Origin of the sequence: Amycolatopsis saalfeldensis (assembly GCF_900110575.1) — a bacterium.
GTDB classification, from domain to species: Bacteria; Actinomycetota; Actinomycetes; order Mycobacteriales; family Pseudonocardiaceae; genus Amycolatopsis; species Amycolatopsis saalfeldensis.
Map to the genome: position 1 here is coordinate 119525 of NZ_FOEF01000012.1, position 12249 is coordinate 131773.

10 protein-coding genes are annotated in these 12249 nt (G+C 72.0%); all 10 read right to left on the reverse strand.

Features of this window, described 5'->3' with window-relative positions; translation table 11 throughout:
* Positions 1–62: 62 nt before the first annotated feature.
* The 10 genes from BMY97_RS25710 to BMY97_RS25755 all read right to left on the reverse strand — a co-directional run bounded on the left by BMY97_RS25710 (position 63) and on the right by BMY97_RS25755 (position 12249).
* Positions 63–476 (reverse strand): hypothetical protein, encoded by a 414-nt coding sequence (locus tag BMY97_RS25710; protein WP_143086296.1) that lies wholly within the window; start codon positions 474–476, stop codon positions 63–65.
* Between the two features lie 18 nt (positions 477–494).
* Complete coding sequence (locus BMY97_RS25715) at positions 495–1538, reverse strand: peptidyl-prolyl cis-trans isomerase (RefSeq protein ID WP_091620870.1); 1044 nt, start codon at positions 1536–1538, stop codon at positions 495–497.
* A gap of 3 nt (positions 1539–1541) precedes the next feature.
* Complete coding sequence (locus tag BMY97_RS25720) at positions 1542–3782, reverse strand: RND transporter family protein (RefSeq protein WP_091620873.1); 2241 nt, start codon at positions 3780–3782, stop codon at positions 1542–1544.
* Positions 3783–3878: 96 nt separating this feature from the next.
* Positions 3879–4415 carry an RNA polymerase sigma factor gene (locus tag BMY97_RS25725; RefSeq protein ID WP_091620875.1) on the reverse strand — a complete coding sequence of 179 codons (537 nt, stop codon included), beginning with the start codon at positions 4413–4415 and terminating at the stop codon, positions 3879–3881.
* 1 nt (position 4416) lies between these two features.
* Positions 4417–5706, reverse strand: coding sequence for an MlaD family protein (locus tag BMY97_RS25730; RefSeq protein WP_091620878.1), 1290 nt, complete (start codon positions 5704–5706; stop codon positions 4417–4419).
* Complete coding sequence (locus BMY97_RS25735) at positions 5703–6962, reverse strand: MlaD family protein (RefSeq protein WP_245787492.1); 1260 nt, start codon at positions 6960–6962, stop codon at positions 5703–5705. The genes BMY97_RS25730 and BMY97_RS25735 overlap by 4 nt, the downstream gene beginning before the upstream one ends.
* A 10-nt stretch (positions 6963–6972) precedes the next feature.
* Positions 6973–8385: an MlaD family protein gene (locus BMY97_RS25740; RefSeq protein ID WP_091620881.1), complete on the reverse strand. Its 1413-nt coding sequence runs from the start codon at positions 8383–8385 to the stop codon at positions 6973–6975.
* Complete coding sequence (locus BMY97_RS49190) at positions 8385–9662, reverse strand: MlaD family protein (protein ID WP_091621246.1); 1278 nt, start codon at positions 9660–9662, stop codon at positions 8385–8387. The genes BMY97_RS25740 and BMY97_RS49190 overlap by 1 nt, the downstream gene beginning before the upstream one ends.
* Complete coding sequence (locus BMY97_RS25750) at positions 9662–11014, reverse strand: MlaD family protein (RefSeq protein WP_091620884.1); 1353 nt, start codon at positions 11012–11014, stop codon at positions 9662–9664. Before BMY97_RS25750 ends, BMY97_RS49190 begins: the two co-directional genes overlap by 1 nt.
* The gene (locus BMY97_RS25755; protein WP_091620887.1) at positions 11011–12249 is read right to left on the reverse strand and encodes an MlaD family protein; all 1239 of its coding nucleotides are present in this window, start codon (positions 12247–12249) and stop codon (positions 11011–11013) included. Before BMY97_RS25755 ends, BMY97_RS25750 begins: the two co-directional genes overlap by 4 nt.

Consider the following 12249-nt stretch of genomic DNA (forward strand, 5'->3'; position numbering starts at 1 on the left):
AGAGATTCTAACCCATCGACCGCCCGCGCCGGAATTCCCCGGCGCGGGAAAGTCCGCCGGCTTCAGCCCACGGCCAGCTCCGCGGCCTCGTGACTCGCACAGACCGTGCACGCCGTGAAGGCCTCGTCTTCGGCCTCCTCCAGCGTCAGCTGCTCGGCGTTCTTGCCCTCGAGCAGCCGGCATCCGGCGACATGGAAGCGCATTCGGCCCGGTACCACGAAAACGACCTCGCCGTCCTCGGCCGCCGCATCGTCCGGCTGCTCGGCATCCGTGCCGTCACCGTCCTCGATTTCGGCTTCCGCGTCGGCGGCTTTCGCTGCCCTGGCGGATTTCCGACGTCGCAATGCCTGTCCCAGCACGAGCACGAAGCCCACCACGGAAAGACCCAGCGCGACGTAGACCAGCACCACTTGTCCCAGCAGCCAGCCGAGCCCGAGGCAGACCCCGGCGGCCACCGCCAGAATGAGAGCCAGCATCATTCTCCTCCTTTTCCCCTACTGACCGTCCGCGGGCGGCGCGTCCGGGTCGGGCGGCAGGTATTCAGGGGCGTACTCCACCTTCGCGGATTTGATCCGGGAGACCAGGAAGCCGTCCCACACCTTGAGTTTCGCGTCATTGTCCAATTTGGTCTTGACCGCGTCCTTGACCTGGTCGAAGGACATCGGGCTGCCCGGGTGCACGGCGCCCACCCGCCCGACGTTCCAGCCCTGCTGGGTCTGCACCGGGCCGAACACGCTCCCCGACGGCGCGGCGAAAGCCGCCTTGGCGTACGCCGCGTCGAGCTGGCTCGCGGTCACCTTGCCGAGGGAGCCACCGTTGCCCTTGGTGCTGCCGTCGATCGAGTACTGCCCGGCCAGCGCCGGGAAATCAGCGCCCGAGCGCGCCTGCTGGGCCACCAGCTGGGCTTGCTCGGCTGACGACACGACGATGTTGGCGAGGTCGCGCTGCTCGGGCGAGACCATCTGCGCGCGGTTGGCGTCGTAGTAGTGCTGCGCGTCCGCGTCGGTGGTGGCCTTGACCCCGGCGGTGGCCTGCTGGAACAGCCGCGCGCCCGCCTGCTGCCGCTTGACCTCGTCCAGAACGTCCTTTTCGGACAGACCATGGGCGCCCAGCTGCTGCACGAAAGTCTTTCGATCGGTGCCGTTGTCGCTGACGATCTTGTCGAGCTGGTCGCCGGCCGCCTTGTCGGCGATGACGATGCCGGCGCCCCGGGCCGCGTCGTCCACGATCATGCTCACCGCGACGGCCTTGGCCACCGAGCGCCGGAACCGGTCCGTTCCGGCAGGGTCCGAAGGCTGCTGCACCCCGTAGAGCAGTTCCATGAGGTTCACCCGCTGCTGAAGCTGTTCCTGCGAAACGACGGTGTCGCCGGTGCGGAACACGGCGCCGGCCGGCAACTCGTGGAGCGCACGCACGGCGAGGTTCCCGCCCGAGCCGCCGGCGATGGCGACCAGCACGGCCGCGAGCACGCCCTGGGCCCGGAGCCCGGAGGGCACCACCGTCCATCGCCGGACGAATCCGGGGATCTGGAGTTTCACTCCCTACACCTCCACCAATTCGGCTTTCGAAGGAGCCGCCGCCCGCGGGCCGGGCACCGGCCGTCGTCCCAGCGACACACACGCGAGGGCGGCCAGGTAGGACACCACCACGGTCGCGGCCATGGTGAGCCCGAACTCGCGCAGCAGGCCGATCCGGGACAGCGCGAGCACCAGGTACCCGAGCACCGACGTCGCGCACGCCCACCGCACGGCCCGTCTCGGGCGGGTGTCGTCGAGCAGCAGGATCGTGAACTCACCGGCGGTGACCGTGGCCAGCGAGCCCAGTGCCACGGTGAGCGGGCTGAGTGACTGGCCGGCCGCCCACAGGCCGGCGATCGTCCAGCCGGTGGCGAGCAGCGCCGCGAGGATGGCGCGCACCGCGTCCGCCCGCCGGCGCAAACCGAGCAGGAGCACGAATCCCGCGGCGGCGACACCCGCGAGGTTCGCCGGATACCGGTCCCAGCGCACCAGGTCGTAGGCCCGGGCGGCGGCCACCGGCAGGCCCACCACGTCCGCGTGCGCGCCCGCCGGCGGGGGCGGAAGGGACGCGCGCACGTCGTCGAGCAGCTGCGTCTGCTGCCCGAGGTCCTGCAGCTTCAGCCCGAACGTGAGCAAGGCCTGCGTGCCGTCCGGTGACAGCACCGACGAGGTGAGGTACGGCGGCATCAGCTGCAGCCCGGCCGCGATCTCCCCCGCGGTGGGCGTTTCGCCGAGGAAGCCGAGCAGGTCCGGCGCCGTGATGATCGGGCGGACCCGGTCGCCGAAGCGGGCGATCACGACGTCCTGGGCTTGGCTGAGCCAGTTCAGCGCCGCCGGGCTCTGTGCGTCGCTGCCCCGCAGCACGACGCTGACCTCGCCGGAGGAACCGAGCACCTGCTCGGCGTAGCGCGCTTCGTCCAGCGCCGAGAGCCCGCGCGCGACATCCTCGGGACTCGCCCGGACGTCCAAGCGGGGCAACACCACCCAGCCGGCCGCGGCGACCGCCACCAGGCAGCCGATCAGCGCCCATCGCCGGCGCCCGCCGATCGTGCGGACCCGGTCGCCGGGCTCCGGCGGCGACGGCGCGAACCGGCGGCCGAGCAGCAACGTCGCGCCGACGGTCAGCAGCACGCCGAGGCTCAGCGCGAAACCGAGCTCACGGACGAACGGCAGCGGCGAGATCGCCAGCGAAAGGAAGGCCGCCGCGCTCGCGGCCGACATCACCAGCACCTTGCGCCGGTCCGCCACCATGCCCAGGTACAGCGGGAAGGAGCTGCCGATGCCCAGCAGCAGCGGCAGGAGCACGATGGCGCCGAAGGACATCGGAACGCCCGTCCAGCCGAACGCCGCCAGCGTCAGCACACCCCCGATGAGCGCGGCCGCCAGCGGCCACAGCCGGCGCAGCAGCCGCTCCTTCCGGCCGGCCAGCAGGAACCGGCCGAGCAGCACGACGACGGCCAGCGCGCCGATCAGCGGGATTTCGCCCACCGCCTCGTCGGTCACCGCCGAGGTGACCACGGGGACCCCGGTGACGGTGACCCGGCTGGTCGTCAGGCCGGCGTGGCCGACCGCGTCGCGGACCGCGGAGACCAGGCGCCGGGTGCCCGGCTCGTCCAGGCCCTCGCGCGGCCGCACCAGCACCGAGACCGCGGTCGGCGACGGCACGACGAAATGCCATCGTGGGCGTGGGTTCCCGGAGCTGTCATAGATCACGTTGCGCACGAAGTCCGGATTGTTCGTGGTGGGCAGCCCGGCCGGCAGGCCGCGCACGAGCAATGCCCCGTAGCGCCGGTCGAAGTCCGCGACCGCGGCGTCGCCCGCGGCCTTGACCGCGCTCGCGGACGAGCCTTTCCCCTGCGTCTCGCTCTCGGCCTTGGCCCGCAGCCCGTCCCGCGTCCCGCTCAGCCGCGCGAGCATGTCCTGCGAGGTGATGGCGAGCTGGTTCATGATCGTCGCCGGGCCGTAGACGGTCGCGACGTCGGGCAGGCGGGCCAACGCCCCTTCCAGCCGCATGAGCGCGGGCAACCGGCCGTCGCCGAGCAGAAGTCCTTGCGGCTGCGGGGATTCCAGCAGGACGACGATCGGGTCGCCGCCGAAGGTCCGGGCGTTGTCCCCCAGCGCCGTGACGGTGGAGTCCCCGGCCGGCAGGAAGGAGTCGACCGTCGTCTCCACCCGGAGCTTCAGCAGGCCGGTGGCCGCGGCCGCGAGCGCGGCCAGCGCCAGGGCGGCGCCCAGCACCCGGACGCCGATCGTCCTGCGGCCCATGGCACCGACTCCTTCGTTGTGACGGCGGTCACCGTAACTGTGGCCGTCGTGGATAGTCAACAATTCCTGTCACTCAGTTCCCGATGCTGTCCAGGATCACCCGGGTGCGAGCGCGGCGGGCAGCAACGAGCCGAGCCGGACCAGCGCCCGGTGCTGCAGCTGCCGGACCGCGATCTCGGAGCGGTTCATCAGCGCCGCGGTCTCGGCCACCGACCGGCCGTCGTGGAACCGCAGGTCGAGGCACCGGCGCTGCGCCTGGTTGAGCAGTTCGACGCACTTGCCGACCTCGGCGGCGATCCACTTCCTGGTCAGCCGCTCTTCGAACGGCTCGTAGTCCGCCGGCGCCTCGGGCACCTCGTCCAGCACCACCAGGCGCCGGAACCGGGCCGACTTCCGGTCGTCGAGGATGACGTTCTTCGCCACCCGGAACAGCCACGGCACCACGCTCTCCTGCCGCTGTTTCAACATGATCACGTGCCGCGCCGCCCGGAGGAAGGTCTCGCTCACGAAGTCCTCGGCGGTGGCCGGGCTGACCGACCAGGCGCGGATGTAGTGGTACACGTCCCGATGGCATCGGCGATACACGTCGGCGAGCCAGTCGGCATCGGTGATCGCCTGCGCGGGCACACTCATCTCAGCCTCCAGCGGGTTCGAGCCGGGTGAACGAGCGCCCGTCGGGGGCCAGGCTGTGCCCTGGCGCCGGATACGGGTTGCGGTTGGTCAGGATCGCCGGCAGCGGCACGGGCACGCCCTTGACGATGCTCTCGTTGCCCAGATCCGGTTCGAGGCGGAAGAAGTGGATGCCGGCCTCGTCCACGTAGTTGAGCATCGCCGCGAAGTTGGAGAAGAACGCGCCCAGCTCCGGCCCGTAGGGGGCGAGGTAGCCCAGCATCGGGTTCAGGTGGCTCATCGTCGTCCGCAGCTGGGGGACCATCGCCGAAGCATCGCCGGCCAATGCCGGCACCCTGTCCAGTGTGGACGGTGCCTCGTGCAGTGTGGCGGTCAGGTCCGGCAGGAGCCCGCGCAGATCCTGAGTGGTCGCGGGAAGCTGTTGCAGGGCGGTCGACAGCGCGGGCGCCGCCTGGTCGAGGTCCGCCGCGACCGGGCTCAGCGCGGATGACAGGTCACGCAGGCGGCCGGTGGCGGTCTGTGTGCTCGCCAGCAGGGGCGGGAGCTTCCGCACGGTGTCGGACAGATTCTGCTTCTGGCCGCTGGTGGCCGTCGTCAGCTTCTGCGCCTCCTGGACGAGGTCCCCGATCTGCCCCTCACCGGTGTTCAGCGCATCGAGCACGACGTTGGCCTGCTGGGCGAGCGCGGTGAGGTCCTTGGACTGGGCCGCGACGGCGTCGATCGCGGTGTAGCCCTGGCGGCCGAGCGCTCCCAGCCCGGTCAGCGCGCTCGACACGTCGTCCTTGGTGCCCGCGGTCGCCGCGCCGGCCGTGCGCAGCACGCTGCCCAGCGCGTCCCGGGTCTTGGGGTCGAGGGAGTTCACCACGTCGCGCAACTGCACCGCGGGCTTCACCGCCGAGGCCGCCAGTTTCGTGCCCGAGGGCAGTTCCGCGCCCTTGCCGTCTGACACGTCCACATAGGACTCACCGGCCAGCGACTTCGCGCCGACCCGCACCGTCACGCCCTCGTGCAACGGCCCCGCCTCCGGGTCCAGGCCGACGACGACCGTCGCTTTCCCGTCCCGGTTCGACACGTCCTCGACCCGTCCCACGCGGACACCGGCGATGTCGACGTCGCCGACCGGGATCAGGTTGTCGACGTCGGCGGTGTCGAACGACATCGTGTAGGCCGCCGCCTGGAACGGGCCGGTGACGCCCGCCCGGTCGAACAGGTATCCGAGATACACCAGGGACAGGACCAGAAACGTGCCCAGCACGGCGAGTTTGCCTGCCGTTCCGGTGAAGATCCGCATCATGGGTGACTCCCGCCGGTGTTGCCGCCGTGGGTGCCGGGAAGCACGCCGGCGTCGGGCAGCGGGACCGCGACGTGGCCGCGGATGAAGCCGCCGTTGGCATCCGAAAGACTGAACGCGCCGTTGGTGTTGTAGATGAAGGCCTGGAGGTCGCCCAGGTAGGACACCAGCAGGGCCGAGTCGGGGATCAGGTCCCGCGTGACCGGTTCGAGGTCCGCGAGCGAGCGGTGCACGTCGCCGACCAGCGGGCTGACGTCGCGGACCACGGGGCCGGCCGCGGCCACGACCGGCTTGGCCGCGGCCACGGTCGCGCCGAGGCTGTCCACGGTGCCGCCCAGTTTGCGCAGGGTGGCCGGGAGCTGGGCCGACGCCTGGTCGAGGTGGTCGAGCACCGGGTTGAGCCGGCTCGTCAGGCCGCTCACGCCGTCCATCGCGCGGCGCAGCTGGTCCGTGGTCCCGGGCAGCTCCGCCAGCGTCGCCTGGACATCCGCGTTGTGCTGGGCGAGCACCGACAGCGTGGACTGGGTGGAGTCCAGCAACTGGGCCAGCCGCGCGTCGTTGTGCCCGACCGCGCCGCTGATCCGGCTCAGCCCGGTCACCAGTTTCGCGATGTTGTCCCGCCGCGCCGCCAGCGCGTCCAGCACCGGTTTGACGGCCACCATCGTGCCGTCGGCGGCGCGAAGCCCGCCCGGCAGGGTGGCCGGGGCGTTGGCGAGTGCGACGTCGGAGGCCGACAACAGGTTCGTCAGCGCGGCCCGGCTGCGGTCGTCGAGGTGATCGAGCACCTCGTCCGGCTGGACCGGCCGCTCGGTCTGGCCGACCGGGATGACCCCGTTCGCCGGCAGCGCGGGCTGCGGCGGCCCGCCGGGGTCGACCTCCACGTACATCTCGTTCAGCGGGTTGGTGGGCCGCAGGACCAGGTGCGCGTTGCGGTAGATGGTGTTCCCGGGTTCCAGCGACATGGTCAGGCGGGCGGTGCCGGTGCCGGTCACCGCGCTGCCGGTGATCTGCCCGACCTCGACCCCGGCGATGCGGACCTTCGGCTGCTGGCCCGGATTGATGGCCGGTGCCTGGGCGAAGTCCGCGGAAAACACGTACCGGTCGGACCAGGGCAGGATGAACCGCTGGTTGCCGAGGATGACGGACGCGCTGATCACCCCGAGCGTGATCAAGACGATCACGGTGAGCACGTTGCGCCCGAGCCCGGGCACGGTGCGGACCCGTTCCCAGGTCCGGCGGAGCGAGAATTTCTTCTTCACCGCACAACTCCTAGTTCGATCGCAGGGGGATCGGCGGGAGGCCGGGCAGGACCTGGCCTTGGCCGGGCGAGGTCGCCGGCTGCGGGCGGTAGGTGTCCCCGGAGCTGTCGGGCGGCGGCAGCAGCTGCACCCCACCGGGCAGCAAACCCAGTGCTTGCAACAGCTTCGCCGTACCGGGGTCGTTGCCGCCGACGCTCGAGACGCCCGCACCGAGGGCAAGGCCGAGCATGCGCCCGTTCTTGTCGCCGTACTGGGACAGGTTCGCCGTGTGGGCCGCGAGGTAGCCCACCGCCTGGTAGAACAGGTGGCCGTTGCCGCCGTCGCCGGCGTACGCCCCGGTCCCGTTCCAGGGCGACAGCACGGTTTTCGCGATCGGCCCGTTCACCCGGTCCAGTACCGGCCCGCGAACGTTGTTCAGCGTCGACGTCGCTCCCGCGGCGGTGGGCACCAGCTCGTCCACTACCGGGCGGACCTGGGCGAGCAGCGGCCGCAGGTCCCGCACCAGCGGCAGGGCCTGCCGGACGACCGGGTCGGCCTTCGCCAGCAGCGGTGACAATTCCTTGACCGCGGGCGCCGCCTTGCCCGCGACCGCGGTGACCCGGTCCAGGCTCCCGCTCAGCGCGTCGAGCCCGGTGCGGGTCGAGCCGAGCGTGGCGGGCAACCGGCCCACGGTGTCGGCGAGCGGTGCGCGTTGTGCGGCGAGGGTCGCGCTGACGTCTCGCAGCGAGTCGAGCACGCCCGAGAGCTGTCCCTCCTTGCGTGTCATCGTGGCGGCGGCCGAGTCCAGGTCCGGCACGAGCTGGTAGAGGTCCTCCTGCGGACGGGTTCCCCGCAGCGCGGACAGCACGTCGTTCGCGGGGGCGAGCGCGCCCGGGGCGTCCCGGACCAGGTCGCCCGCCGCGGCCCCGGCCCCGGCTTTCAGCGCCTCGTCCGTCAGCCGCGTGCTGTCCTGAACGGATTCCCGGGCCCGGCCCGGCAGCGTCGCCAGCACCTGGTCCAGCTCGACCGGAACGGAAGTGCGCGCGACGGGGATGGGCTGGGCGGTGTCGTAGGCCTGCCGGGCGCCCCCGGACACGAGTTCCAGGTAGTACTTGCCGCCGAGCAGCGTGGTCGGCCGGATGATCGCCGACGGCCGGCTGCCCAGCTTGCCCACGGTGCCGTCGTCCACCTTCATCGTCACCAGGCAGTGCCCCTGCGCGTCCTGGCCGACCCCGGTGACCTTGCCGACCACCACCCCCGCGACCTTCACGTCGGACTTGTCCGGCTCCAGCCGGTAGTCCCGGGCGAACTCCGCGCGGACGATGTAGCCCGAGGACAGCAGCGTGCCGATCCGCTCCTTCTGGTACACCGCGAACAGTGCGCCGACGACCAGGATCAGCAGGACCGCCCCGAGCACCACGGGCTTGCGCAACCTCGATGCCATCAGTTGTTCCCTCCCGGCAGGATGTTCACCGGCGACTCGGTGTGCTCCCGGTCCGCCTGACCGGGAGCGGGGTAGGCGTCCTGTCCCTGGAGCGGATCCGGCAGCAGCCCGCCGGTGGCCGCGGACAGCCCCTCCACCGCGACGCCCACCCGCGCCCCGTGCACCCCGGGCGAGACCTCTGTGGACACCATGCTTTCGATGCGCCGGAAGAACTCGACGACCTGAGTGCTGTACTGCGCCAGGGTGTTCACCGGTGAAGCCAGGTCCGCGAGCCCGCGGGACAGCGCCGGGGCGAGCGGGCGGGCGTCGGCCAGCACCCCGGTCAGGTCCGCGAGCGCCGGCCCGGCCTTCTGCGCCACTCCCGGCACCGCGCCGAGCGGGGCCGGCGCCTCACGCAACACCCCGCGCAGATCGGGAGTCGCCTGTCCCAACGCCTGCGCGCCCGGCCGCACCGCGGCCAGCGTGCCGTGAAGATCGGCCAGTGGCCGGCTGAGCGAGTCGAGCGCGGCCTTGGCGTCGGTCAGCGTCGCCGGGAGCTTCCCGACGGTGTCCTGCAACGGTTTGCCGTTGTCCACGGCGAGCGCACCCGCCGTGTCACCGGCCTGCTTGACCAGTTCGGCCAGCTGCTGCTGGTGGCCCTGGAACGAGCCGGCCAGCTGGTCGGCCCGCAGCAGCAAGGCGGGCAGGCCCGCTTCCGGCGCGGTCAACGCCCCCGCCGTCGTCCCGAGCCCGGTCAGCTCGGCGGGCGCGTGCTCCAGGAAGTCGTGCAGATCCTGGCTGTGCCCCGCCGCGCCGTCGCCGACCTGCCGGACCGTGCCGGTCAGTGCGTCACGGGTCGGGCCGTCGAGCACGTCGAGCACCTGGTCCAGGTCGGCCGAGTCCACGTTGCGGTCCGGCGGGATGACCCGGTCCCCCAACGGCCCGGCGGCGGCGTGCCCGCGATCCAGCTCCACGAGCTTCTTCGCCAATGCCGACTGATCCCAGACCGCGGCCCTGGCGTCGGCGTACACGGGCACCGCGCCGTCGAGTTCGAGGGTCACCACGGCCTGCTGACCGTCGTAGTGCAGATCGGCCACACGGCCGATGCGGGAGCTGTTCTCGCGGACGTCGTCACCGACTTTGAGCGGGGCGCCGACGTTGTGGAAAGCGGCTCGCACCAACGTTTTCGGCGCTCCGGGAACACCGGAGCTGGCCGTCATGCCGAACAGGATGGTCACAGCGAGCACCGCGAGACCGACGAGCCCGATGCCGAACGAGCGGGTGGTGGCCGAGCGCATCACAGGCCTCCGAGCAGTTGGTCGAGCAGCGAGCTCTCCTGGTTCCCGGTCAGGCCGGTCGCGCTGCCCGGGTCACCGGCCGGCGGACCGGCCGGGGCGGGCAGGTTCAGCAACGGCGGCGGCTGCTGGGGCTGCGGCCGGGGCTGCGCCGGCGGCGCGGCCGGAGCCGCCGACGGCGCCGGGCCCAGTCCCACACCGGGGATCTGCAGCAGCGATTTCGGCGTGGTGACGACAAAGGCGCGGAAGTAGTTGCCCAGCGCGTCGCGGCCGTTGGTGCTCATCGCCCAGTACTTCACGAAGTCCAGCGCGGTCCCGAGCGCGGGCGTCAGGTCTCCGACCAGCCGGTGGGCCGAGGCACTCACGCCGGGCAGCACTGCCCCGCCGGGCCCCAGGTCCCGCACCACCGGCGCGGCCTGGTCGAGCAGTGCCTTCGCGCGATCGAGCACTGCGGGAAGTGAGGAAAGTGCCGGATCCGCGCTGTCGGCGAAGGTGTTCAGCTCCGTGGTGATCGCACTGAGGTTGTCCGTCACCGGGCGGACGGAGTCCAGTGCCGGGATGCCCTGTTCGGCCACCCCCGCGGTCTCCGACAGCACCTGCCGGGCTGTGCGCAAGGTGCCGGGCAGTTGACCGAGCGCGTCCTGCATCGCCTGCCGCTGCGCCGCGACCGCGGTCAGCATCCGGTTGCCGGCGTCGACGGCCTGGTCGAGGTTCCGGCCGTTGCCGCCCGCCAGCGCCTGCGCGACCGGGGTGGCCCGGTCGACCAGCTGACCGAGCACCGCGTTCTGCCGGTTCAGCACGTCGGCGAGCTGGTTGGTGTTCTGCATGGCCGGGGCGAGCGCCTTGAGCGCCGCGTCGATGTCCTGGCCCTGCCCCGCGGTCCCTTCGCCGAGCGTCGTCACCAGTGCGGCCAGCGCGGTGCCGGTGGGGTCGTCGACCGAGTTGAGCACCTCGTCGAGGTCCACCGCCCGGCTCGTGTGGTTCGCCGCGATGACCCCCTGGGTCAGCACCGGTGCCTGCGGCGAACCCCGGTCCAGATCGATGTAGCGCTCGCCCAGCAGCGTGACCGGGCGGATCTTCGCGGTCGCGTCCTGGTGCAGGGGCAGCACGGCCGGGTCCAGCTCCATGCGCACGGCGGCCTGGCCATTGCGCAGGGCGACCGAGTCGATCTCGCCGACCTGGATGCCGCCCATGCGGATGAGGTTGCCGGGAATCAGCGGGCTCGCGTCGGCGAACATCGCCGTCAGCTCGATCTTGTCCGAGGCCGGCCGCGACACCAGGTACCCCGCCGCGGCTCCCGCCACGACCAGCACGACGGCGCCGATCCGGAGACCCCGTTTGACCACAGTCTTCATCGCGGTGCGCTCCCATTCGCGTCGACCCACGGCTGTCCGGAGGCCATGCCCGGGGCCGGGGTGGAACTCGGCCCGCCCTTCAAACCCGCGTTCACTCCCGGGTTGTCGTCCAGGACGCTCGTGCTGACCTGCACCAGGCCGTGGAAGTAGTGGCCTTGCGCGTCGTAGTTGGCGAAGGCCGCGCCCCAGTTGGCCAGCCAGCCCGCCAGGTCCGGCGTGTACGGCCGCAGGAAGGCCACGGCGGGGCTGAGCTGGGTGAGCGCCTGGGTGACTCCCGGGAGCACCCCGTGGGCGCTGTCGAGCAGCGCCGGCGTTGCCTGGAGCAGAGTGGTCGCGGACCGCAGCGTCGGCCGCAGGTCGGCGATGGCCGGGCGCAGGTCGGTCAGCAGGGGGCTGAGGTTCCGCGCCAGGGAGGTCAGCTGTTTCGTCGCCGGCTGCGCGTCCTGCAGCAGCGGCACCGCGGCGTCCACGGCGCCCGGCACCCGGTCCACCGCCCGCTGCGCACTGTCCAAAGTAGAGGGCAAGGCCCCGAGTGACTGCTGCAGCTGGGATTGCTCGGCCGCGAGCGTGTCGGTCGCACTGGTGAGATTGCCGATGACCTCGCGCACCTGCTGCTGGTGCGCGACCACCGGGTCCATCAGCTTGCGCAGGTCGGTGATCAGGTTCTGGATCGCGGGACCGTCCTGGCCGACGGCCTTGAGCACCGCGCCGAGCTCGTCCACGGCGGGACCGGCCGTGCTCAGCGTCGCCTTGATGTCGTCCGGATAGGCTTTGAGGCTCTGGTCGAGCTGCTGCACCACCGAGTTCAGGTGGGTCCGGGTCTGCGGGTCCAGCGCGGCCAGCACCTGGTCGAGCTCGACCTGTTCCCCGCCCGCGGGCAGCATCGCCCCCGCCGGGATCGTGGGGTTGGCGGCCGGGCCGGGGGTCAGCGACACGACGCGCTCCCCGAGCAGCCCGCGCCACTGCACCTGGGCCGTGCTGCCCGCGTGCAGCGGCGCGTGGGCGTCGTCGACCGAGACGGTCACCAGCGCGCTGCCGTCGCGCGTGCCCAGGCCGGTGACCTGGCCGACTTCGCTGCCACCGATCTCGACCCGTGAGCCGTCCAGCAGGTTGGCCGCGTTCGGCATCACGAGCTGGATCTCGTAGCCGTGGTGCTGCGCGGCCAGCAGGTAACCACCACCGACGGCGGCGACGGCCAGCACCGCCGCGCCGATCAGCCACTTCGCTCGGCCCAT

Coding starts and splice junctions, on each gene's coding strand:
- BMY97_RS25720 (WP_091620873.1), bottom strand. CDS start 3,782: ATGGGCCGCAGGACGATCGGCGTCCGGGTGCTGGGCGCCGCCCTGGCG.
- BMY97_RS25750 (WP_091620884.1), bottom strand. CDS start 11,014: ATGAAGACTGTGGTCAAACGGGGTCTCCGGATCGGCGCCGTCGTGCTG.
- BMY97_RS25755 (WP_091620887.1), bottom strand. CDS start 12,249: ATGGGCCGAGCGAAGTGGCTGATCGGCGCGGCGGTGCTGGCCGTCGCC.
- BMY97_RS49190 (WP_091621246.1), bottom strand. CDS start 9,662: ATGCGCTCGGCCACCACCCGCTCGTTCGGCATCGGGCTCGTCGGTCTC.
- BMY97_RS25730 (WP_091620878.1), bottom strand. CDS start 5,706: ATGATGCGGATCTTCACCGGAACGGCAGGCAAACTCGCCGTGCTGGGC.
- BMY97_RS25710 (WP_143086296.1), bottom strand. CDS start 476: ATGCTGGCTCTCATTCTGGCGGTGGCCGCCGGGGTCTGCCTCGGGCTC.
- BMY97_RS25740 (WP_091620881.1), bottom strand. CDS start 8,385: ATGGCATCGAGGTTGCGCAAGCCCGTGGTGCTCGGGGCGGTCCTGCTG.
- BMY97_RS25725 (WP_091620875.1), bottom strand. CDS start 4,415: ATGAGTGTGCCCGCGCAGGCGATCACCGATGCCGACTGGCTCGCCGAC.